The organism is Apilactobacillus apisilvae, from assembly GCF_023380225.1.
In the GTDB taxonomy this organism is placed as follows: domain Bacteria; phylum Bacillota; class Bacilli; order Lactobacillales; family Lactobacillaceae; genus Apilactobacillus; species Apilactobacillus apisilvae.
The window spans coordinates 951,756-975,858 of the sequence record NZ_CP093362.1 but is presented as its reverse complement, the minus strand read 5'-3'; the positions used below and the strand labels follow the sequence as shown (position 1 = coordinate 975,858).

Sequence of the window (24,103 nt, the reverse complement as noted above, 5' to 3'; positions counted from 1 at the left end):
TCATCTCTCTTAAAATATTATTAATTAATTTTTTATTGTTCAGTATACCATGGGTAATGGAAGTTACCTTCACGATCAGTACGTTCGTATGTGTGAGCACCGAAGTAATCACGTTGTGCTTGTAGTAAGTTAGCAGGTAATACTTCAGCACGGTATGAATCAAAGTAAGTTACAGCAGCTGAAAGTGATGGAACTGGAATACCAGCCTTAGTTGCCAAAGCAACAACATCACGTGCATCACTTTGATACTTGTTAGCAATGTCTGAGAAGTAAGGGTCTAATAATAAGTTAGTTAACTTAGGATCTTTTTCAAAGGCATCAGTAATGTTTTGTAGGAATTGTGCACGAATGATACAACCTTCACGCCAGATTTGAGCTAATTCACCGAACTTCAAGTCCCAGTCATAGTCTTCTGAAGCGAAACGTAGTTGTTCAAAACCTTGTGCATAACTCATAATCTTACCGAAGTATAGTGCTTTACGTACTTTTTCGATAAGGTCTTTCTTGTCATCTTCACCAATAACGTCAGTTGCTTTTGGTCCATTAAGAACTTTAGCAGCATTTAGACGTTCGTCTTTTAGCATTGAGATGAAACGAGCATAAACTGATTCAGTAATAACTGATTGGTCAGTACCAATTTCCATAGCGTCTATTGATGACCATTTACCAGTACCTTTGTTAGCACCACGGTCTAAGATCATGTCAACGATAGGCTTGTTCTTGTCTGAACCTAAATCATCTTTTCTAGTTAAGATATCACCAGTGATTTCGATTAAGTAACTGTCCAGTTCACCTTTGTTCCAGTCCTTAAAGATGTCAGCAAGATCATCAACTGAAATACCAGCACCATTACGTAGAATGTTGTAGCTTTCGTCGATTAATTCTTCATCACCGTATTCGATACCGTTATGAACCATTTTTACATAGTGGCCGGCACCATTTGGTCCGATGTATGAAACACATGGTTTGCCATCTTTAGCTTTAGCAGCGATTTGAGTTAAAATAGGTTCAACTAAATCATATGCTTCTTTTTGACCACCAGGCATTAATGATGGACCTCTTAATGCACCTAGTTCACCACCAGATACACCCATACCGATGAAGTTAACACCAGATTTATCTAATTCAGCATTTCTCTTCATAGTATCGTGGAAGTTTGTGTTACCACCATCAATTAAAACATCACCTTTGTCTAATAAAGGTAATAGTTCGTTGATAACAGCATCAGTTGCTTTACCAGCTTTAACCATCATCATAATACGACGTGGAGTTTCTAGAGATTTAACAAATTCTTCAACAGAGTAACTTGGAACCAAGTTCTTTTCTGCATGATCCTTCATTACTTCTTCTGTTTTTGAAGATGAACGATTGTAAATACCTACAGTGAAGCCACGGCTTTCAATGTTAAGGGCTAAGTTTTTACCCATAACAGCCATTCCAACAACACCAATGTTTGCTTTTGATTCAGCCATTATAAACCTTCCTTTTTTAAAGAAAATTGTGTATAAATATACACTTAAATTTTAACATTTTACATATGAAATGTCATATAAATTATTTTTTAATCCATTCGTTACCATCACGAGCTAATAAATCATCAGCTGCTTTTGGACCCATTGATCCAGGAGTGTAATTAGGGAAGTCAGGTTTATCGGTATCCCAGACATTTCTAATTACATCAGCGAACTTCCATGCACGACTTACTTCATCCCAACTAGCAAAGTTAGTTGCATCACCTAAGATGGCATCATGAATAAGTCTTTCATATGGTTCTGGAGTAGCAGCTTTTTCTTCATCTGATTGAGTATGAGTCAAATCAAGTGGTTGCATTTCCATTCCTTGACCGGCTTTCTTACCATTTAGATGTAAGATTACTTTATTAACAGGGTCTACAAATAATGTTAGCACGTTATTTTGTAAGTCACCTGATTGTTTACCAGCAGCGGCAAAAATGTCAATAATTGGTTTCTTAAAGACAATGTCAATACGAGTAAATTTATCAGCTAGCATTTTACCAGTTCTAACATAGAATGGCACGTTTGCCCAACGTTGGTTATCAAACATAACTTTACCAGCAACATATGTTTCTGTATTTGAGTCTTCAGGAACATTGTCTTCATGACGATAATCAGCTTGATCACCATTTTTACCATATTGGCCACGCACAAAGTTTTCGCGAGCTTCATCAGGAGTATAAATACGCATACTACGTAGTGCACGAATCTTTTCACTGCGAACATCAATATCCTTGAATGAAACTGGTTCTTCCATTGTAAGAATACTTAGCATTTGCATGGTATGGTTTTGGGTCATATCACGAAGGGCACCAGCACCATCATAGTATCCAGCACGTTCTTCAACTCCTAATTTTTCTGAGAGCGTTACTTGAACGTTTTTAATGTATTTATTATTCCACATACCTTCAATAAGAGGGTTACCAAAACGTAATGCAATAATGTTTTGGACCATTTCCTTACCTAAGTAGTGGTCGATTCTATAAACTTGATTTTCGTTAAATGATTTACCTAACGCATTATTCAATTCTTCGGCAGATTCATAATCACGACCAAATGGCTTTTCAATAATCAAACGGTTGAAACCACCATTATTTGATAAGCAATTATGTGCTTTTAAATTCTTAGCGACAGTACCAAAGAAGTTAGGAGCCATTGAGATGTAGAAAATACGATTGCCTTGAGCATCATATTCTGCATCTAATTTGTTAGCATATTCACTTAGTGCATCATAATGTTCAGGATTAGTTACATCATGTGACATGTAGTAAAAATGACTAGCGAAATCTTTAGCTTGATCTTCACTTTCAGCATTATCTTTTACTGATTCGAAAACGACATCATGAAATTTATCATTACTCCATTCACGACGACCAGTTCCAATTAATGCGAAATGTTTATTATCAATATATCCTTTTTTATATAAATTAAAAATTGAAGGGTATAGTTTACGTTTAGCTAGGTCACCTGTTGCACCAAAAAGCATGAACAAGGCACGAGTTGCTGTTGCCAATACCGTCACTCCTCACATAAAATTTTAACGAAGTAAGATTGAAATAAATCTTACTTTATATACACAATTATTATATAACACAAATTAAAATTAAAAAAGTGTTTTTAACTCTGCTCATTAAAGAAATGAAAACGCTTTATCATTAATATTAATGATATTGTGAGCTAATTATTTAGAAGAGAGGAGACTAAAAGCATTATAATGAAACTAATGTGAAATTACATAATAGGGGGAGTGATTATGAAAAAAAGAAACAGTCTAGGGATGAAACTTATATTTATGTACTCATTATTACTTAATTCAGGAGCTTCATTTATGTGGCCTCTTGTTACTATGTATATTAATGATTACTTACATAAATCTTTGCTGGTTTCTGGAATTTCACTATTATTAATGTCTAGTTTTATGATTCTTGGTAATTATGTGGGTGGCTTTTTATTCGATCATTGGTCAGCTTACAAGGCATCGATGTTAGGAATTAGTATTTCATCAATCGCCATTTTATTATTAATCTTTTTCAATGGTTGGCCAACGTTTGCCGTTTTATTAATCTTTTTAGGATTTGGTGATGGAATTAATCTGACATTGTTAAATTCATATGCAACAACCGTAAAAGATCGGGATGTTCGTTCAGTTTTTAATCTTCTATATATTGGTCTTAATTTAGGAGTTGTAATTGGAACTGCGATGGTTGGATATCTTTTAAAATACGGAATTGCAATTGTTTTCATCGCAGCAAGTATTTTCTATGTTGCATTGTGGTTAATGACGTTCTTTTATTTCAATGTTGATTTTAATGAGCAACAATATGTTGCATCCGATCATAAGGAAGTTGAGTCAGTTAAAAATTCAGTTACTAAACTGATTTATCCAATTTGTATTATGATTTTTGGTGTATATCTAAGTTATACCTTATGGGAAAGTGTTATGTCTGTTCATATGGTCAACATGGGAATTTCATTCGAAAGTTATTCTAGCCTTTGGACTGTTAATGGTCTAATGATCGTGATTGGACAACCATTGATTAATTATTTAAGCAAAAAAATTAATGCAAAGATATCTACCCAAGTGTTTATTGGAATTATTATTTTTGCGATTTCATTTTATGGACTAATTTTTGCTAAAAATTATGCTGGTTTCTTAACAATAATGATTTTCTTAACATTTGGTGAAATGATTGGATTACCAGATGTTCCGGCTTGGATTGATCAATTATCTAGCAAATCCGAAAAAGGAAAATATCAAGGAGTATTCAATGCTCTAATGTCAGCGGGTCGAGCAGTTAGTCCATTATATGGAGGCTTCTTTGTTGAATATTTAGGGTATAATGCATTATTTATCTTTACCGCTTCAATTATTGTTTTAACTTTAATCATTGTAATTTTTAAAAATAAAAAAATAGCGTAAAAAAAGTCGGACTATTATAAGTCCGACTTTTTAATTAATTAGAAAGCCTTGTTCTTTAATTGTTGGAAGTAAATCTTTTCGATAATCGCCCTTAGATATATCGCTCCAAATATTTTTGAAGAAGTTAGTATCGCGTTGATTCTTATTACGGCTTTTGTAGTATTGATTAATTTTTTTATCAAATTTTTTAACCAAGTCCATATCAGGTTCTTTATAGGTGTTTTCAGAATGCATTAATTCAGTATTAATACGTGGTTTTAAATCTGGCTTTTCATCTGGATGACCAATTGCTAAACCTAAAACTGGAAAAGTTAATTTAGGTAAGTTAAACATTTTAATGATTTCTTTAGGATTATTGTAAATGCTACCCATAATCGTACCACCAAGGCCCATACTTTCAGCGGCAAGTAATGTGGATTGGACACTTAAATCAACATCATGCACTGATGCTAAGAACTTATCAGCAGAATGTAATGCTTCTAAGTTTGCATCGGGATTATGATGCTTGATGATTTCTGCATTTCGGTGTTGATCAGCAATAAACAGTAAAAAGTGTCCGGCATTATCTGGTAAATGATGAAGTGTAATTTCCCCCAATTTAGCTAATTTTTTAGGATCAGTTACACTAATAATTGAATATTGTTGTTCACTCATACTATTTGAGGTTCTACTAGCAGCTTGAATTAATTTTTCAATCTCATCGCTAGTTAGTTTTTGTTTAGTAAATTTTCTGATACTACGATGGCTATTAATCGTATTTAACACTTCATTATTTTCCATATTAATTACTCCTTACTTTAATAAAAAAATGTTAGCATTTAATTTTTATCGTTTAAAGTAATTTGCTTTAGTAGTTCATAAATTCTAGATACATCACTATCATTGCCACGTAGTTCAAAATCACCAACAAATGGACAATCAAATGATTCTGCATATCTTTTAGCCGATAAACAATATTGCTCGTTGAAATTTTTATTACCTGAACCAACTACGCCAATACAGTAATTTTGATTGTCATCGTAGGCAATATATTCACCTAGAGCATTTGTCATCATTTCTTTAACACCATTATCAATGCCATTACCACCATCTAAATAGGTGGGGACAAATGCAAAAAAGTTACTATTTTCATGATCAAAATCAGTTTGATCTGAAATTTCAGTAGCTTCAATTAATGGACTGTTTTCATCATCTTCATTTACTTTTTTAGAAAATTCAATTAGATTGTTTACAAAATTACGAGTGTTACCAGCAATTGAAATATAAAGAATGCGTATGGTTTTCAAGTTTGAAACTTCCTTTCTAAATAAAAAAATCTGTTAGAAATTAATTCTAACAGATTTTTATTAACAATTATTATTTATTGTCATGATCTTCTTTTTTTACTTCATCATCATTAATGTTAACCTCAAATAAATCAATAAATGAATTTTCAAAGTGAAGTACTTTAAATTTAAAGTTATCAATATGGAATTCAGTACCTTTATCAATCTTCATTTCAGGATTATTATCTATGAAGTAACCAGAAAGGGTGACACTATCAGATCGACTAAAATCTTTAATTTCAGTTTTGAAATAACGTTCAAAATCATAAGTAGTCATTTTACCACTTACTTGATAAGTTCCCTTAGGTTGTTTGAAAACATATTCATTAGTTGCAGGATCAATTTCATCCCTTACTGTACCGAATAGTTCTTCATAAATATCTTTATCAGTAATGATGCCTGAAGTTCCACCATATTCATCAACAACAACAACGATTGGAGTTCTCATTGTAATCATTTTTTGGAGAACTTCAGTAATTTTCATGTTTTCTGGAACCGTTGTAATGTCTCTTAATAGACGTTTTACTTTAATATCATTATTAACTCTTGATTGGCGAATCATATCGTAACAGTAAACATAACCTAAAATATTATCCTTGTTATTATTTTCAACGATTGGAATTCTGCTATATTTAGTTTGTAGGTATGTACCAATAGCGTTTTTAACACTGGTATTAATATCCATAACAGTCAATTGAGTTCGGTCAATCATGATATCTTTAGCAACTTTATCATTAAAATCAAATGCTCGTTGCATGTACAAGTAATCATATTTTTCAAGCGCACCATTTTTAACTGCATCTTTAGAAATGTTTAGGATTTCTGCTTGTGACATTGATTCATCACTTTCATCAGTCATTTTAAGCCCCATCAATTTTACTACTCCGGCAGCAGTAATATTAATTGCCCAAACGCCAGGATAAAATACCTTATGGAAGTAATGTAATGGGGTAACGATTAATCCTAAAATTCTTCTAGGCATTGCAATACTAATGTTTTTAGGAACTACTTCAGTAAAGACAACTTCTAGATAAGTTAAAATTAAAACACCAACAATACTACCAATAGCATGAGCAGTACCAGGATTAATGAAATTTGGATCGATTTCTAATAAGCTAAATAATCCATCAACAAATAATGCTTCACCAATCCAACCCATAATAATCCCACTAAGTGAAACTCCCACTTGAGTTGTAGATAAATAATCATTTAAATTAGTTATCATGAACATTTCACGAGATAACTTTTTGGATTTTCCTTTAGTTTCTTCTTCTTCTTCCAACATACTATAACGTGTTTGTACTAATGCGAATTCACACGCAACAAAGAATGCAGCGAAGAAGAATGCGATTAAAACAATGATGATTTGAAATGCTAATGCACCACTATCCAACAGAACATTCCCCGTTTCTTAATATAAAATATATGTAAATTTTATTACACTATCTATATTATACCTGTTATTAAGGCATTTTTTAAGTGATTTGATAATCAAAGGACTTTAGAAATATTAAAATTGGATTAAAATAAGATTGACTTATTCTAATTGTAGTAATAAATTTAATTATAATAACAATGAAACAAGGAGTGATACATATGAAATATGGAGTAATTGGTGCTGGAGCAATGGGGTATCGATACGGGATTTTGCTTAAAGAAAATGCTAATGTAGAAGTTGATTTTATTGATACTTGGAAACCCAATGTTGAAAAGGTAAAGAGTCAAGGTGGAGTTTATGTATCTAGAGATCATCAAAATAAAAAATTAATTCCGATTAATATGTATTATCCTGAGGAATATTCGGGACATCCTGATGTTTGGATTATATTTAAGAAACAAATGCAATTATCAGAAGAATTAGAAAGAGATTCGAAGGCAGGTCTTTTTCATAAAGATCAATATGTTTTTTCTGCAATGAATGGAATGGGGCATTTTGAAAAAATAGATCAATATTTTGATGAAAATCATATCGTTACAGGAACTGCAATGATTGCAACAGTTTTAAATGGTCCTGGGGATGTTGATTTTATGGGGCCTAAAAATAGTGAAGCAATGCATATGGCTCCTTATAAGAATTATTCTCTAAACGATACTACTAAAAGTATTTTTAATGATTTTGATAGAGCAACTTTAGGACCAGTCATGGCTGATGAATGGTTGGGAATGTGTATGACTAAGGTTATTTTTAATGCTGTTGTAAATACATTATGTACGATGTTTGAAATTAGAATGGGTGAATTGATTCAATATGAAGGAGTTCCGGATATGGCTCGTCAACTATTCAATGAGTCATTTGATGCTTGTGAAAGGGCTAATATTCCATTGTTAGGAACTCGACAATCAAATGTTCAATTAGTTATTGATAGTTGTCATGCACTAAAATATCATTATCCATCAATGTATCAAGATTTTTCAAAAGGGCGTAATACTGAAGTTGATTATATTAATGGATATATTGCAAAAATTGGTCGATCCAATGATTATATCTGTAAAACGCATGAATTCGTGGTTCATGAAGTCCATTTAGCAGAAAAAATGCGTCAGTTTAAAAAATAAAATGACTAAAATGGTTTAAATAATTGTCAAAATCACATAAAATAGATTAAGTAACTCATTAAGCAGTAAAAGAGTAGCCCTTGGGCTGCTCTTTTTCTTTACTCATTTATTTCTTTTAGTAATTCTAATAACTTATCACGATTCCATAAATCTACTTCTAATGCTTTACCAGCAGTGATTGCGTTTGGCGTGAAATAACTGTTAGTTATTACAACTGCTTTTTTACACTTATAATATTCAATTCCAGCACTAACTTCTTGAATTGCCTTGATACCAATTGGGGAAGAATATAATTTACATTGAAAGCCATAACTGGTTTCTCCATTTTTCGCTAAAATGTCAATTCCGTAGTCGTTACTGCCTTTAGTTATTTTAATTTGTTGAAAACCTAATTTATTAAGTAAGTTATAAGTATATTTTTCGAATTGATAACCGTCTAGTTCATCAATGTTTTTTAATTCATTTTTTGCTTTATATTCTATAAATTCATGATATTCAGTACTTTTTTGAATGTTTATTTTTTGTTCTTTTAGTTTACTTATTTCATCAATATTTTGTTTTTTTTGCTCTTGTAAAATATGTAGTTCTTGATAGACACTATTAATTTTAGTGACTTCCTGATTTAACTTATTTTTATAAGCATTCATTGATTCAATATTTTCTTCCAATTTTTGTTTAGTATTTATCAATTCTGAAATTTTTTGATTATATTGGTTCGATTTTTCAAAAAAAACATTTCTTTTTAATCTTGATGTATTGTTATCATCATATTTTAAGTTGGTTGATTGATTATATTTAACTTTAAAAGTGAAATTTTTACGTCCAGTTATATTAAAAATAATTGTTTTTAAAAATTTGCGTTCATTGCTAGGCAAGATTACATATATTAAACAAACACTAGTAAAAATCGATAGAAGTTGGGTTATCCATAAATTAAATGGGCTAACTTTAAATTCAATGATCCCAGTTAGCATGCTTATAAAGATTAAAATACATAAACATCTTCTGATTATATTTAAAATTTTCACAAAGATTACTCTTTCTAGTTAATTATTATTTTCTAGTTTATCAAAAAAAGCTTGCTATTCCTAGTATAGCAAGCTTTACCAATTATAAAAGGGATGCTTAAAAGCATCCCTTTAATTTAGCCATTATTTTGTTTTAGAGTTTTTAAATATTTTTTATTTTTCTCATAATCAAAGCCATAGCGATTAGCAATTATATATTGGGGGCGCTGTTTAGATGCATCGAAAGTTCTAAACAGATAATTACCAACAGTGCCTAAGCCAAACATAATAATCCCACTTAGAATAAACATTGAACATGTAGCAAAATCAACTGAACTAAAGTGATTAAATATTTTTACTAATCCATAAATAAAACCAATTAAAATACTAAAAATACTAGCATAATTCATTATTTTTAATGGGACGGCTGAAAATGATGTAATTCCATCACTGGCTAGTCGTATCATCTTAGATAATGGGTATTTAGATTCACCAGCAGTCCTTTCTTGACGTTCATACTGAACCGAAGTTTGTTTGAAGCCCACCCAACTGACTAAGCCTCTTACAAAAGGTTCAGGTTCTTTTAACTTATTCAGTTCTTTGACTACTTTAGCATCCATCAACCTAAAGTCACCGGTATCTAATGGTATTTCAATATTTGAAATACTTTTCATTAGTCGATAAAACATTTTGGCAGTGAATTTTTTAAAAATACTTTCACCTTCACGAACCAGCCTTTTTCCATAAACAACATCATATCCATCATGCCATTTTTTAATCATATTAGGAATGACTGAAGGGGGATCCTGTAAGTCAGCATCCATTACAATAACTGCATTACCTTTAGCATACTTAATTCCAGCAGTAATAGCGAGCTGATGACCAAAATTTCTTGAAAATTCAATTAACTTAATAGTTGGGTATTTTTCCTTTTGTTTTTTTATAATATCAGCGCTTTTATCTTTTGAACCATCATCAACAAAAATTAATTCATATTTTTCGGGTTGATATGCAATAAATCTTTGTAAAATTTCAATTGTATTTTGAATACCAGACTCTTCGTTAAATACCGGAAGAACAATGGAAATTAGTTCTTGATTAGTCTCCATTTTAGCCACCTCCAATCAAATTATTTATAAATATTTGATAGGTCGTATAAAGTGTTACCACTGTTTTGAGGACCACCCATCATATTAGAACGTTTATTATTAGGTAGATTACCTGATTTCATATTGCCAGGCATCTTTTGAGCATTTGAATTTTGATTTCCACCATATTTATTGGCATTAACCTTTTTAGCATGTTTTTTAATCCAGTTCACAATTGTGTTGTTACCAGATCCTGATTTACCTGCGTCTAGATAATATTTAATTTGACCAGATTTAACTAGTTTTTTAAATTTACTTAATGACATCGCAGGATCAGTCCCATTAAAACCACCCATTGCCATAACGGATTGCTTGGTTTTGATAATATAAGGAGCTGCGGTGCCAGAATCAGCGGTAGCAAATAGATACTTAGCGTTTCCTTGGTTCTTTTGTAAATAACTTAATAGTTGGTTATTTACAGAGCCACTGCCAATACCACCACCGTTGTTGCCACCACTTAATAAATCAGGTCCAGCAGTCGGAATAGCCGCCGATTCTTTAGCTAAAGTAGGGGTTAATGACCAGAAACTAGGTGCTACTGCAATTGATATTAGGCCAGCAATAATTAGTGATTTAATTGCTTTTTTAGATCTAATAAATATGATGCCTATGCTAGTGGTAATCCCAACAATTAAAATTAAAACACTTAACCAAATGTAGTAACTTGATACATACCATGCCTGGAGACCAGCGGTGGTAATAATTGCTGTGGGTAACAAATAGAATCTTAAGTCTTTATTATTGAATAATTTTAATGCTTTTAGCATTGCAACAAGACCAATTCCACTTAAAGCAGCGATTGCTGGAGCTAACATAATGGTGTAGTAGGGATGGAAGAAGCTAGCAACTGAGAAGAAACCAGCAACTGGTATTAGCCAACCAGTCCATAAAACCACCTGTTTTTGCTTTTTAGTGAATTGATACCATTTTCTTCTAGGGTCTGCATAAACGATAAATGCAGCAATCATCCCAATAATTGCAAATGGTAGTAGCCAACTAATTTGTGGACCTAATGATGATTGGAATAATCTTAGTGGACCGGCAGTCCCAATATTGAAGGCACCACCGCCGCCATTCATCCCACCATGACCTTGTTTCATATTACCAGGACGTTTGCCATTAGTAGGCATTTTCATTCTATTGTTTTTACCAATATTAGGCGGCATTTGTTTATTTCTCGATTTGTTTTGGCTGGGTTGACTAGTTTTACCATTTTTGGAATTTTTATTACCCATTCCACCAAAAGCACCACCAGTTCCAGTTGTTTGACCGAGAAGTCTTTGCGTTCCGTTATATCCAAAAGCTAATTCCATAACGGAATTGTGTTGAGAACCACCTTCATATGGACGATTATTGGCTGATGTCATGTCGACTGATAATGGCCATGAAAGTGTTAATACAATTAATGAAATCATGGCGAGGGATGTATGAAAAATTTTTTTCTTCCATGTTTGTTGACTTGATAACCAGTAAAAAAGTAGCATTGCTGGGACAATCATGAATGCTTGGAGCATTTTAATGTTGAAAGAAAAACCAATCGTCGCAAAACTGCCCATTAACCAAAATAGATTCTTTTTATCAACAGCTTTTTGCAACATCCAAATTGATAATAATAGGAAGTAAACCAAAGTAGTATCCATATTATTAGTTCTTGAATCAGCAACAAAAATGGGAGTGATTGTAATTACCAAAGCTGCAATTCGTCCGGCAGTGACACCAAACTTGGGCTTGATTAGTCGATACATTAAATATACCGAACCGACACCGAATAAAACTGATGGTAAAACGACACTAAAATTAGAAACACCCAATATTTTTGCTGAAATTGCCATAAACCATAATGCAACCGGTGGCTTATCAACCGTTATATATCCTGCTGGATCAAAACTGGCATACCAGAAATTTTTAAAACTTTGCGTCATACTTGTAATGGCAGATGTGTAAAAATCATTGGCGGAGCCAGTTTTCCAAGTACCATAGCCATATAAAACTAAAGCAACGACTAAAATGACTGTTAATATCCAATCGATTTTAAATTTCTTTTTCATTACGACGCCTCCTTAAATTTAGATTTAGAAAAGACCCAATATTTGCTTAAGACAAAATTTGTCGGTATTGTAATAATTAAAGCTATAATTGGAATTAATTGCTTGTTTAGATTGGAATAACTACTAATTAAGTTAGTGCTAGTGATACTTAATAACCAAGTGAACAAATAAGTGGCATAGTATTTAGCTGCAATATGACTTAAATTATTGGTAGATTTAAATACCCATATTTTATTTATGGTTAAACCAATGAGGGATGTTAATCCATATCCAATTGCCATTGCGATTGTTGGTGAAGTTGGTTTCCATAATATTGTATAAATTAGATAAGTTAATAATGTATTTATGATACCAATGATTCCAAACTTAAAAAATTGTTTAATCGATTTCATCTTAATGGGCTTTCCTTTCTTTTAGAATGCTTTAAGTCTAGTTTAAGAAACCTAAACTAAACTTAAATTAATCATAAATTAAACTTAAAATGAGGTGTTTACATGGAAGATTTAAATATTCTAATTGTTGAAGATGATGAAGCACTTGCTAATAGTGTTGAAAAATTTTTACAACCATTAGGAAAAACTAAAGTTGTTAATGATGGTTTTGATGGACAAATGCTAGGCCAAGAAGGTATTTATGATGTCGCCATATTAGATTTAATGTTACCTGAAATTGGTGGATATGATATTTTGAAACATTGGCGAACAGTTGATGAAATTGATATGCCAGTGTTGGTTTTGACGGCTAAAGACACTTTAGCTGACAAGGTTCATGGTTTTGAACTAGGGGCAGATGACTACTTAACAAAGCCATTTCATCGAGAAGAATTAATCATGCGAGTTAAAGCTTTATTGAAAAGAACGGGTCGAATTGGTAATAATAATCAATTAAAATATGCTGATTTTGTGATTGAATTAAGTCGACATGAAGTTGAGTACCAAGGCCAAAAATTAATGCTTAATGGGAAAGAATACGATTTATTAGTTTACTTTTTACAAAATCCTTCAACCATAATTACTAAGGATCAAATTTTTGATCGATTATGGGGATTTGATTCTGAAACATCATTAACAGTCGTTGAAGTTTATATGAGCAACTTAAGGAAAAAGATTAAACAAATTTCTGGAGAGAATCCAATTAAAACTTTGCGTAATGTTGGTTACATGCTAGAGGGTGAAGAATAGTGAAAGAAAGATTACTTGAACATAAACAACAACTTAAATTATTTATTAAAGAATTAATTGGTTTTGCAATTTTATTTTCTCTTTTAGGTTTTATTGTTTATTTTTTCTTTCAAAATTCTATTTATTCAAATATTGATGCTGGTTTATATAGTCAAAAAAAACATATTGAACGTAATGTTCATCAGGGCCCGTTATCAATTCAGCCACAGAATAACCCAACACCAATAACACCTGATAAGAATGCAGCTTTTCAAACTAACATTATTGTTTTTGATAAAAGTGGCAAAATTCTAAATAAAAATATGTTGGGACAACGTTCTTATGGTTTATTAAGTCGACTAACTTTAGATCGTTTTAAGATAAATAAAGCACAGGATTTAACTTTGATATCTAATGATTTTACAACGCATTTTCGTTCATTACTTATTAAAGTCGACCAAGATAACGAAAATCCAGCATATGCAGGAAAGTATGTATTAATTTTACAAAATACTGATTCAGATTTGCTAGCTTTGCATAGTTTTGTTGAGTCGTTAATTATTACATTATTGTTCTTTTGGATTATTGCAATATTAATTGCTTACTACTTATCTAAATCTAGTATGAAGCCAATTATTAAATCATGGCATAAGCAAAAAGAGTTTAGTGCAAATGCAGCTCATGAATTAAGAACACCATTAACAGTTATTCAAAATCAAATGGAGTATTTGTTAACTAAACCTAACGATAAAGTAATTGAACAAATTGAACCAATCTCAACAACTTTGGATGAATCTAAACATTTGAAGACTTTAACGCAACGTTTGCTGACTTTAGCTAGATCCGATTCAAATATTATTCAGTCGAAGAAACAAAAGATTACCTTAAAGCCATTTTTTAATAATATGATTAAGCCCTTTTTTGAAATTACGGATAGTCAAAAGAAGGTTCTATTAACTGATATTCAAGTCGATGGAATTGGTAATATTGATACTGATTTATTTAGACAACTATTTGTAATTTTGATGGATAATGCTATTAAGTATACTCCACAGGGTGGTAGTGTCAGCGTTAAAATCAGCAACACGCATAATAATTTAAAAATGCTAATTTCAGACACTGGTAACGGTATTTCAGATGATGATAAAAAACGTATTTTTGATCGTTTTTATCGAACCGATAAATCCAGAAATTCTAAAACAGGTGGAAATGGATTAGGATTATCGATTGCTAAATGGATTGTTGATCAGCATCACGGCAAGATTTTAGTGCGTGATAATCATCCTACGGGGACGGTATTTGTCGTTAATATAAATATCTAATATTTGTAATGAAAACTTAAACTGAATCCCCCTATCTTTTTGCGTCCTCTTTGTTACAATTAAGATTAAAATATAGGAGGGAGGTGTTAAAGATATAGAGTTTTATTTTATATAAGACTCGCTATCAAGGTATGAAAATTAAAAATTTTGTTTTAACTTTTATAGCATTTACATTATTAATGGTTACATTTAGTTCAACTAGAAATAATGTTCATGCTGCATCAGTTAATGATGCTAACACAAATAACACTATTTATGATTTATCTGAATGGCAACACAATTTTACTGATGCTCAGGTGCAACAATTAAAAGGAGAAGTTCCTTTTGTTATTTTGCGAGTTCAATATGGTAGTCAATATGCAGATAAAACATTTCAACATAATCGTGATTTGTTAAATCAATATGGGATTCCATATGGAGTATATTCATTTAGTCAATATGATAGTCCTTCAGATGCTGCCGATGAAGCTCGAACTTTATATAAAAGAGCTCCCAATGCTCGCTTTTATGTAAATGATTATGAAGCACAGACGGTTACTTCGGGAGGAACTAATAATGCAACTAAAGCTTGGGTTAATGCTTTACGTCCATTAGTCGGACAACGTAAGATTTTGCTTTATTCTAATGCTTACTTTATGCAATCCCATGCTGCCGATGCAGTTAGTTCATATGATGGATTCTGGCTGGCAGCTTATCAAAATAATGAACCCAGTCGTGAACATGTCTTATGGCAATTTGCTAGTGATTTTTACTCTAATGCATTAGGTCAAAATATTGATGCTAACTTGTTAAACTCTAAGGATGCTAGCTGGTTTATTGGTGATACAGCTGATGTCAATACACAGCCCTCTTCAGTACCCAGTACCAGTGATGACAGTTCAAACACTCAAAATAATACTTCATCACAATCCGTTGACCAAAATCAAGCTAATGCGCAAAGTGGTGCTGACAAGGATGTAAGTTCTGATAATAATTCAGATCAAAGTAACACAAGTAGTCAAGACACATCCGATCAAACTTCTTCAGATCAAGGTCAAAACAATAATTCTAATCAGTCACAAACAAAACCTAAAAATACACAATATGTACAACAAAGTAAAACAATGACAATTAAGTCTGGCTATGATTATCAAATTTATAATCATGTTCCAGGCGATAATAAATTCGAAGGCCAAACTTATTCTAACGGTAGCGTTAGTGATTATACTCGTAAACGTGTCTATATTAATTCGATTGCAACTGTTAATGGTAGAACGTACTATCGGATGTATTCTAACGGACATGCTTTAGGATGGGTTAACACTAAGGCACTGGTTCCAAATGTAAAGTATTCCAACGTTTACACTACTAAAGTTATGAAAAGTAACCCTAAAGTAGCTTTTCATAATCATGTAAATAACAGTGGATTTGCTAATACTAAAACTACTGCTCATGGATATACTTATGCTAATAAGCGGATGACGATTAATCGTCGTGCGATAAAAGATGGCTGGAATAGTTATTATTACCAAGCTTATTATCACGGTAAATTAGTCGGTTGGATTTACCAAAGTGCATTTAAATAATACTTACAAAATGGTAAATTGTTGATTCAATTTACTATTTTTTTATGCTATATTTAGCACTCTTCATAATTGATTGCTAAATACTTGAATATCTGATCAATACTGACTATTATGTATTTGTTGATAAGGAAAAGGAGTTATCAACAAGTTGAATATTTATTTTTGAAAGGGGTTTTGATTATGGCTTATGAATTAAGAAATAATCCATTTGATTTATTTAATGACTTTGGTAATGTTTTGTTTAATTCAGTTGCTTCTAATCAAGTGAAAACTGATGTTACTGAAAGTAAAGATAATTATGTAGTAACTTCAGAATTACCTGGTTTCAAGAAAAATAACATTAATATTGATTACAACAATGATAATTTAAATATTCGTGCTACTCATGATCTTAAAAATGAAAATAAAGATATGAATGGTCGTATTTTAAGAAAAGAACGTGCCACTGATGACGTAAGTCGTTCGTTATACCTACCCAATATTAATACTGAAAATATTTCAGCTAGTTATGATGGGGGTATTTTGAAGATTAAGTTACCAAAACAACAAATAAATAATTCAGGTGAACATAAAATTAAGATTGCTTAATGTTTTACTAAAATTTAAATTATGTACTGGAGGTATATATTATGGCTAATGAATTAAGAAATGATGTTTTTGACTTTATGAATCCTATGGATGGTTTCTTTGGCAATATGAATAGAAACTTTTCTAACACTTCTAAGATGAAGACAGATGTTGTTGAAAATGATAACAATTTTGAAGTAAATGCTGAATTACCTGGATTCAAGAAGAATAATATTGACTTAGATTATCGTAATGATACTTTGAGTATCCATGCTGTTCATGATTTGAATAAGGATCAAAAAGATAAGGAAGGACAATTAATTAGAAGTGAACGTTCATCCAGCAATGTTAGTCGTGCATTCTATCTACCTAACGTTGAAAATGATAAAATTTCAGCATCATATGATGGCGGGATTTTGAAGATTACATTGCCAAAAGAAGCAAAAGATAAAACAAAACATGAAATTAACATTGATTAATTTTGAATAATAAAAAAACTTGGGACGTTGGTCTCTGAAGTGAACCCCTAAAGTGAAACAACACTTTAGGGGTTTTTGTATGACAAAATTTAGTTTTGAGTTAAAGAAAAAAATAGTTAAAGAATATTTTTCAGCAGGAATTGGTTCTACTAGTCTTGCTAAAAAATATAATATTAAAAGCAGAACAACTATTTTAAATTGGATTCATATGTATAATGCCTTCGGCATTAAAGGATTAATTGTCAGGCACCCAATCAAAGTATATTCTGGATATTATAAACGAAAAGTGCTGCATTGGATGCACACTAACCACAGTTCGTATCCAGAAACAGCACTTTTCTTCAACATATCAGCCCCAAGTACCATCTTTGCTTGGGAGCGAAGATTGGAGACTAAAGGCCTAACTGGATTATACACTAATCGTGGCCCTAAAAAAATGAAATCAAATAAAACTAAAATTAAATCACCTAACAAGTCATTAAGAGAAAAAGTTAATTATTATCTAATCAATTATCGTTATGAACAAATAAAACAAGAATGTGGATCTACTATGGATCACATAAAGAAATTGATTACTTTCTTTAAAAGATTTTCTATATCATTCATTTTAAAAAGTATCGGTATAAGTAGAAGTTATTATTATCGACATTTCAAAGAAGATGATAAAGATGATAACTTAAAAAAGATGATCACTAAAATAAAGCATTTTAATCCTAATTATGGGTATCGCCGTTTAACCTTAGCTTTAAGAAATAACAACGTAGTTGTTAATCATAAAAAAGTATTAAGGATAATGAAAACATTAAATTTAACGACCAATCAATATAACAAAAAAAGAAGAAAATATAATTCTTATATTGGACAAGTTGGACATATAGCCAAAAATAGGATTCATAGAAAATTTAAAACTGATCGTCCTTATCAAAAATTAACAACTGACGTCAGTGAATTTAGATATGGTAATCAAGATATAAATCACAGGGTTTATTTATCACCAATTATGGATCTATTTTCTGATGAAATATTAAATTTTTCCATTAGCGAACATCCAAATGTCGACTTTACTATTAAGCCAATGAAAGAATTGATTAAAAAATTACCAAAATTAAGCTATAGAACCACCGTCCATAGTGATCAAGGCTTTCAGTATCAAAATAATAAATGGCAAAAATTATTAAAGAATAATCACATCTTTCAATCCATGTCCCGTAAAGGGACATGTCTAGATAATGCACAAATGGAATCATTCTTTCATATCATGAAAATAGAAATTATGAGTAATCATTATGAAACAAAGTCTTCATTAATTAAAGCGATGAAAAAATGGATTAAATATTATAATAATTATAGAATTAAAACAAAACTAGGAGGTAAAGCTCCGAAAGAATATCGGAAACTTTACCTCCTAGAAAATAAATAGTTGTTTCGATTTAAGGGTTCACATCACTCAAGCTTTTTTTATTACAATTATTATATATATTATTGTTAATTAGGAAGTATATTAGATGAAACTAAAACGGCTAAGTATCAAATTCAAATACATACTTTTTGTAACTTTTTTTATGTTTAATCTATATTCTTCTTATAAATATTAAATCAGATATTAATAATAACACTGCTACGTATGATTTAAATCAAGGTATTCCAAATAAATATGATCAAACTAATTCATGGTTCTATGAATAATGGTCTTAGCTATTATTATATTAGTGATAATGGGGTTAACATGGATAAAAATAATTTAAGGAACAATCGATTCGCTGAAAAACCTTATAATATAATTTATAAATATTCAAATTATAAATCAAATCCTCTTAACTCAGACAACATTAAATTATCTAATCTTAATTTAAATGGTAATTTTTTTAATTACGATTTAGGGTCTAACAAATATAAAAATGGTGAAGATAGATATCTCGAGTCAAGAATTAAAACTACTGGAGGATTTACTGATTTAATAAAATCAGTAAACTTATTATCTCCGAATAATTATATTAGCAATCCAAATTACAGCCGAAATTTAATATATGAGAATAATTTTTCAATTGCACATGGTAATATTTGGAAAAGTCGATAAACTAAATGAAAATAATTTCAAAAATAACGTCTATATTAATAATATATATCTTGGTAATCAAGATAATAGTTATGATGGACATATATCTTTATCATTAAATAAAGACCTAAATTTTATTGATAATAATTCTAAATTATATACTTATATAATTGCTAATTCTTTAATAAATAGTAAACGATTTCCACTCTATGTGCACAAAGATGATAATCCTGTTTTTGAAACTTTACGTATATTTACTGGTAGGGATTACAATGAAACCCTATTAAATTATAAACATAAAGAAACTATAGATGATTTAAGACAAAGGTATGGTGAAGAGTATGATAAAATTATTGCTAATAATTTATATTATGCTGTTATTAAAGCCAAATGTATTTTGAAATTGAAAAATATACTTAATGAATCGTCTCGAGAAATTGATACAACTTTTAAAGACGCTTCTGATAATATTAGTAAAGTTACTAATAATAAATTTAAGACTTTTAATAGTGATTTTGAGGATCAGAATATATTAAAGATTATTAGTGTTCCTGATTTAAACTTTGGAACCCACTCTTTTTCACAAACCAAGTCTAATATAATTGGATTAGAAAATAATCCTGATTTTATAATCCAAAGTATAAATAATAGTAGTTGGAAATTACAAGTATCGTTATCACCATTTCATTTAAGTAGTGATCAATCAATAATTATTAATCCTAAATATTTAATTAATGGTAATGTTTATAATGTTAATCAATTCATTCCCTATTTATAGTAGCAATAATAATGGAATGAATATTGAAGGACAAAATAATAATTTAAAATTACAATTGCCAAAAGAAATTGAAACATCTGGGAGGTATGAAGGGACTGCTACTTGGAACTTAATTAATGGTCCTAAATAGCTAATGTATACTTGTTATTACTTTATAATTGTTATAAAGTATATTTAGATAGAAAAAATAGGAGCATAAATTATGTGCAATTCAAAAATTATTTCAATTATATTTATTATATTTTACTTAGTTTTACTATACTTTGCTTTTAGTTCTGATATGATGTCACAAATGTTAGCAATGAAAATGATGGCTGTAGGAATGTTAGCAGAAGCAGTACTTAGTTTTATTACTAGCTTTAATCATAAAAAACATTAAAAAATCCCTCAAAGTATTGATTATACTTTGAGGGATTTTTTTGAATTAACCTTTAGGTTTTGAAATAAATAGCAAAATTGCTGAAATAATAAGCACAATCCATGCAAATAGTCCCAATCCAGGAACAATTAGAAGAATTCCACCAATCAAACCAAAAATAGGACCGGCAGTTGAAAACCCATGTCTACTACATTTAATCATAGCTATAATATTAATAATAATTGCAATTATACCCAGTGCTAGGACTATCATTGTAGCATCCATAGCCGGGATCTTTTTTTCTATCCCCATTAAGTTAACTACAAATTGAGCTATTAGTGCAAAAATATTGTATATACCAGCGTTAATAGTTAATTTTCTACTCATACTTTATTCACCTCTTCATATAAAATGTACCATAATGTTAATGAATATATGAAGCAAAAAGCCTTGTTAAATCAATGATTATAAAATAGATGCAGTCAAACTCATTAATACGCCTAGAGTGAACAAAATACTAAAAAGAGCTTTATATTTAGGATGAAATTTTTCTGGAAATTGATAGGTAGTCCATATGAATAGACCAATCAATAAAATACTAAATATTATTTTTACAGCTAATGAAAAGTCATGAATAAATAATATGTAAATAAAAGTTAATATGGAAATTGGAGTATTGACTGTAACTGATTTTACTTTTGAATTGATAGTATCATCTTCTTTTTATATAATTTAATTATAATTGTAATACTAATGTAGTTTTGCATTCAAATAAAATATTTTACAATGATATACTGATATTAGTTTATTTCATCTTTTTGGAGGTCTTATGAATAAAAAAGTTTTTATAGTTGAAGACGATGAAAATATATTGAATTTAATGATTAATAATTTAAACTCATGGGACTATTTAACATATAGTGTTAATGATTGGAATAATATTTCTAAAGAAGTAAAATATCAAAATCCTGATATCGTTCTTTGTGATATTCAATTACCATTTAAAGATGGATTTTATTGGATTAAAAAGATAAGAGAATATTCTAAAGTGCCAATAATTGTTATTTCTGTATCCAATATTGATAATAATGTAATGCATGCTGTTTCTTTGGGCGCTGATGATTACATAATGAAGCCATTTTCCATGAATCTATTAGTCGCTAAAATTCAAGCTCTTTTAAAACGTGTATCTAATTCTGAAAATGTTATATTTTGGGCTGACAATAAATATAATAAGTTAACTAATGAAATTCAAAACGTTAATGGAAGTGTTATTTTAACACCAACTGAGAGTTCAATGATTCAAATATTATTACAAAATATTAATGAATTTGTACCTAATAATGAGTTATTAGATTTATTATGGCAAGGTGGAAATTATTTAAATGATAATACATTAAATGTAAATATTAGTAGACTCAGATCAAAATTGAATCAGATTAAAATTAAAGATTCACTACAAAATAAAAGAGGAGTTGGATATAAGATGGTGGACCATGAATAAAAAAACATTTTTTGTATTATACATAAAATCACAATTACCAGTACTTTTTTTATATGTTTTTACTTTATTACTATTGATGATAATGAATTATTCTTATAGTTTACCTGATGGTCTTATTATTGATGTATTTAGATATTCAATATTATTATTATTAATTTGGCTTTTTGCTAAACTTATTATTGATATTTTTAAAATTAAAAAGTTTAATAATGATGATTTAGATAATTACAAATTTTCAACACCTTTGGAATTTTTGATGAACGAAAAAATAATTCATCAAAAAAGTGATTATGTCGATGAGATTAATAAAATTAATTTTACCCAAAAAGATAGAATGAACCAAATGGATTTATCAGCCCATGAAATTAAAAATGATTTAACGACATTGAGAATATGTATTGAAAATAATGATTATAATTATGATAAAATGTTTAATTCTATAAATGGTGCCGATTATCATTTAAATATATTATTGAACTATGAAAGACTATTCACCGATTCAAATGACTTTGATTTTGAATGGATATATTTAGATAACTTAGTTAAGAATATTTTGCAAAGTATGTCGATGCAATTTATAAATAAACAATTAGTACCTAATTTAAAAAATTTACATGTTGAAATTTTAGGCGATAAAAAATGGTTATACTTTTGTATTGAACAGATAATATCTAATGCAATCAAGTATTCTGATAAAAATACAAAAATTATAATTTCTTTCAAACATGATAGTCTATTTATTAAAGATACAGGTGAAACCATTAGTAAATCCGATTTACCAAGGATATTCGACAAGGGTTTTACTGGCCAAAATGGTCATAACCAAAAAAGTTCAACAGGAATAGGCTTATTTTTGGTTAAAAGCGTATGTCATAAACTTAATATTAAAGTTAATTCCATTTCTGAGGAAAAAAATACTTCTTTTATTTTAACCTTTAAAAAATCGATGATCAGATTATAACCTTACAAAACTGTAAGTAGTAATAATAATTACCTCCTACTATACTTTAATTAATAAGTATTTATGGAGGAAATATAATATGAAAATATTAACTTTAAATGATTTAAAGAAAACTTATGATTCTAATAGTAAAAATGCGGTACAAGCATTAAAGAGTATTACTTTCGATATTAATAGTGGTGAATATGTATCAATAATGGGAGAGTCAGGAGCAGGTAAAAGTACATTGCTAGATATTATTGCTACTTTAGATAAACCTACTTCTGGACAAGCTATTTTAAATAATCAAAATTTGAGTAATTTAAATAAAAATGATGCCGCTAAGTATAGAAGAAAACATTTAGGATTTGTTTTTCAAAACTTTAATTTATTAGATAGTTTAAGCAATCGTGACAATATTTATTTACCTTTAGTTTTAAATAAATCATCAGTTCACATGATGGAAGAAAGAATTGAACCACTTATTGATCAATTGAATATATCAAAAATTATTGATCGATATCCTAATGACATTTCCGGTGGTCAACAACAAAGGGTGGCAATTGCTAGAGCTTTGATTACACATCCTGATTTATTATTAGCAGATGAGCCAACAGGTTCATTAGACTCAAATACTAGCAATCAGATATTAAAACTATTTAGTAATGAAAATGCCAAGGGGCAAACTATTATTATGGTTACGCATAGTTCAGCTACTGCTAGTCATTCCAAAAGAACTTTATTTATTAAGGATGGTAAGATTTACCATGAAATTTATCGAGGAGATTTATCTTTAGAGGAATATCAAAATAAAATTAATGACACAATGATCACTTTAACAAGAGGTGATAATTAG

25 protein-coding genes are annotated in these 24,103 nt (G+C 30.0%); 15 read left to right on the top strand and 10 right to left on the bottom strand.

The genetic code is table 11. The features are described 5' to 3' along the window. Positions 1–32 precede the first annotated feature (32 nt). Positions 33–1,472: an NADP-dependent phosphogluconate dehydrogenase gene (gndA, locus tag MOO46_RS05010; RefSeq protein ID WP_249510600.1), complete on the bottom strand. Its 1,440-nt coding sequence runs from the start codon at positions 1,470–1,472 to the stop codon at positions 33–35. Between the two features lie 82 nt (positions 1,473–1,554). Then, on the bottom strand, positions 1,555–3,027 hold the full coding sequence (gene zwf / locus MOO46_RS05005; RefSeq protein ID WP_249510599.1) for a glucose-6-phosphate dehydrogenase: 1,473 nt from the start codon (positions 3,025–3,027) through the stop codon (positions 1,555–1,557). Between the two features lie 240 nt (positions 3,028–3,267). Between zwf and MOO46_RS05000 the strand changes: the two genes are divergently transcribed. Beyond that, positions 3,268–4,434: an MFS transporter gene (locus MOO46_RS05000; protein ID WP_249510598.1), complete on the top strand. Its 1,167-nt coding sequence runs from the start codon at positions 3,268–3,270 to the stop codon at positions 4,432–4,434. A 30-nt stretch (positions 4,435–4,464) separates the two neighbouring features. Here MOO46_RS05000 and MOO46_RS04995 read toward each other — a convergent pair whose 3' ends face one another. The 3 genes from MOO46_RS04995 to MOO46_RS04985 form a co-directional block, all read right to left on the bottom strand. Continuing rightward, positions 4,465–5,214, bottom strand: coding sequence for a nitroreductase family protein (locus tag MOO46_RS04995; RefSeq protein ID WP_249510597.1), 750 nt, complete (start codon positions 5,212–5,214; stop codon positions 4,465–4,467). Positions 5,215–5,252: 38 nt separating this feature from the next. Further along, positions 5,253–5,720, bottom strand: a complete 468-nt coding sequence (gene nrdI, locus MOO46_RS04990) for a class Ib ribonucleoside-diphosphate reductase assembly flavoprotein NrdI (RefSeq protein ID WP_249510596.1) — start codon at positions 5,718–5,720, stop codon at positions 5,253–5,255. Between the two features lie 70 nt (positions 5,721–5,790). Beyond that, the gene (locus MOO46_RS04985) at positions 5,791–7,152 is read right to left on the bottom strand and encodes a hemolysin family protein (protein ID WP_249510595.1); all 1,362 of its coding nucleotides are present in this window, start codon (positions 7,150–7,152) and stop codon (positions 5,791–5,793) included. Positions 7,153–7,355: 203 nt separating this feature from the next. On the opposite strand from MOO46_RS04985, the gene MOO46_RS04980 reads away from it, so the two are divergent. After that, positions 7,356–8,315, top strand: a complete 960-nt coding sequence (locus tag MOO46_RS04980; RefSeq protein WP_249510594.1) for a ketopantoate reductase family protein — start codon at positions 7,356–7,358, stop codon at positions 8,313–8,315. A gap of 98 nt (positions 8,316–8,413) precedes the next feature. Here MOO46_RS04980 and MOO46_RS04975 read toward each other — a convergent pair whose 3' ends face one another. The 4 genes from MOO46_RS04975 to MOO46_RS04960 form a co-directional block, all read right to left on the bottom strand. After that, positions 8,414–9,343 carry a restriction endonuclease gene (locus tag MOO46_RS04975; protein WP_249510593.1) on the bottom strand — a complete coding sequence of 310 codons (930 nt, stop codon included), beginning with the start codon at positions 9,341–9,343 and terminating at the stop codon, positions 8,414–8,416. Between the two features lie 116 nt (positions 9,344–9,459). Next, positions 9,460–10,431, bottom strand: a complete 972-nt coding sequence (locus MOO46_RS04970) for a glycosyltransferase family 2 protein (protein ID WP_249510592.1) — start codon at positions 10,429–10,431, stop codon at positions 9,460–9,462. Between the two features lie 20 nt (positions 10,432–10,451). After that, positions 10,452–12,518 (bottom strand): glycosyltransferase family 39 protein, encoded by a 2,067-nt coding sequence (locus MOO46_RS04965; protein WP_249510591.1) that lies wholly within the window; start codon positions 12,516–12,518, stop codon positions 10,452–10,454. Then, entirely contained in the window at positions 12,518–12,910 is a 393-nt protein-coding gene (locus tag MOO46_RS04960) for a GtrA family protein (protein ID WP_249510590.1), read from the bottom strand. The genes MOO46_RS04965 and MOO46_RS04960 overlap by 1 nt, the downstream gene beginning before the upstream one ends. Positions 12,911–13,012: 102 nt before the next feature. Between MOO46_RS04960 and MOO46_RS04955 the strand changes: the two genes are divergently transcribed. The 10 genes from MOO46_RS04955 (at position 13,013) to MOO46_RS04910 (ending at position 20,824) form a co-directional block, all read left to right on the top strand. After that, a complete protein-coding gene (locus MOO46_RS04955; RefSeq protein WP_249510589.1) occupies positions 13,013–13,699 on the top strand; it encodes a response regulator transcription factor in 687 nt (228 codons plus the stop codon). Beyond that, positions 13,699–15,000, top strand: a complete 1,302-nt coding sequence (locus MOO46_RS04950; RefSeq protein WP_249510588.1) for a sensor histidine kinase — start codon at positions 13,699–13,701, stop codon at positions 14,998–15,000. The genes MOO46_RS04955 and MOO46_RS04950 overlap by 1 nt, the downstream gene beginning before the upstream one ends. A 131-nt stretch (positions 15,001–15,131) precedes the next feature. Continuing rightward, positions 15,132–16,565, top strand: coding sequence for a GH25 family lysozyme (locus tag MOO46_RS04945; RefSeq protein WP_249510587.1), 1,434 nt, complete (start codon positions 15,132–15,134; stop codon positions 16,563–16,565). 180 nt (positions 16,566–16,745) lie between these two features. Then, positions 16,746–17,153 carry an Hsp20 family protein gene (locus tag MOO46_RS04940; protein ID WP_249510586.1) on the top strand — a complete coding sequence of 136 codons (408 nt, stop codon included), beginning with the start codon at positions 16,746–16,748 and terminating at the stop codon, positions 17,151–17,153. A 41-nt stretch (positions 17,154–17,194) separates the two neighbouring features. Then, on the top strand, positions 17,195–17,611 hold the full coding sequence (locus MOO46_RS04935) for an Hsp20/alpha crystallin family protein (RefSeq protein ID WP_249510585.1): 417 nt from the start codon (positions 17,195–17,197) through the stop codon (positions 17,609–17,611). 79 nt (positions 17,612–17,690) lie between these two features. Continuing rightward, entirely contained in the window at positions 17,691–19,031 is a 1,341-nt protein-coding gene (locus MOO46_RS04930) for an IS3 family transposase (protein ID WP_249510559.1), read from the top strand. Positions 19,032–19,265: 234 nt separating this feature from the next. After that, positions 19,266–19,688, top strand: coding sequence for a hypothetical protein (locus tag MOO46_RS04925; protein ID WP_249510584.1), 423 nt, complete (start codon positions 19,266–19,268; stop codon positions 19,686–19,688). After that, entirely contained in the window at positions 19,639–20,445 is an 807-nt protein-coding gene (locus tag MOO46_RS04920; RefSeq protein WP_249510583.1) for a hypothetical protein, read from the top strand. Before MOO46_RS04925 ends, MOO46_RS04920 begins: the two co-directional genes overlap by 50 nt. Continuing rightward, the gene (locus tag MOO46_RS04915; protein WP_249510582.1) at positions 20,417–20,575 is read left to right on the top strand and encodes a hypothetical protein; all 159 of its coding nucleotides are present in this window, start codon (positions 20,417–20,419) and stop codon (positions 20,573–20,575) included. The genes MOO46_RS04920 and MOO46_RS04915 overlap by 29 nt, the downstream gene beginning before the upstream one ends. Before the next feature lie 72 nt (positions 20,576–20,647). After that, positions 20,648–20,824 carry a hypothetical protein gene (locus MOO46_RS04910; RefSeq protein ID WP_249510581.1) on the top strand — a complete coding sequence of 59 codons (177 nt, stop codon included), beginning with the start codon at positions 20,648–20,650 and terminating at the stop codon, positions 20,822–20,824. A 45-nt stretch (positions 20,825–20,869) separates the two neighbouring features. On the opposite strand, the gene MOO46_RS04905 is transcribed toward MOO46_RS04910, so the two are convergent. After that, positions 20,870–21,190: a hypothetical protein gene (locus MOO46_RS04905; protein WP_249510580.1), complete on the bottom strand. Its 321-nt coding sequence runs from the start codon at positions 21,188–21,190 to the stop codon at positions 20,870–20,872. Between the two features lie 442 nt (positions 21,191–21,632). On the opposite strand from MOO46_RS04905, the gene MOO46_RS04900 reads away from it, so the two are divergent. From MOO46_RS04900 to MOO46_RS04890, 3 genes are all read left to right on the top strand, one after another. Continuing rightward, a complete protein-coding gene (locus MOO46_RS04900; protein WP_249510579.1) occupies positions 21,633–22,307 on the top strand; it encodes a response regulator transcription factor in 675 nt (224 codons plus the stop codon). Beyond that, positions 22,300–23,268 (top strand): sensor histidine kinase, encoded by a 969-nt coding sequence (locus MOO46_RS04895; protein ID WP_249510578.1) that lies wholly within the window; start codon positions 22,300–22,302, stop codon positions 23,266–23,268. Before MOO46_RS04900 ends, MOO46_RS04895 begins: the two co-directional genes overlap by 8 nt. Before the next feature lie 79 nt (positions 23,269–23,347). Then, positions 23,348–24,103 (top strand): ABC transporter ATP-binding protein, encoded by a 756-nt coding sequence (locus MOO46_RS04890; protein WP_249510577.1) that lies wholly within the window; start codon positions 23,348–23,350, stop codon positions 24,101–24,103.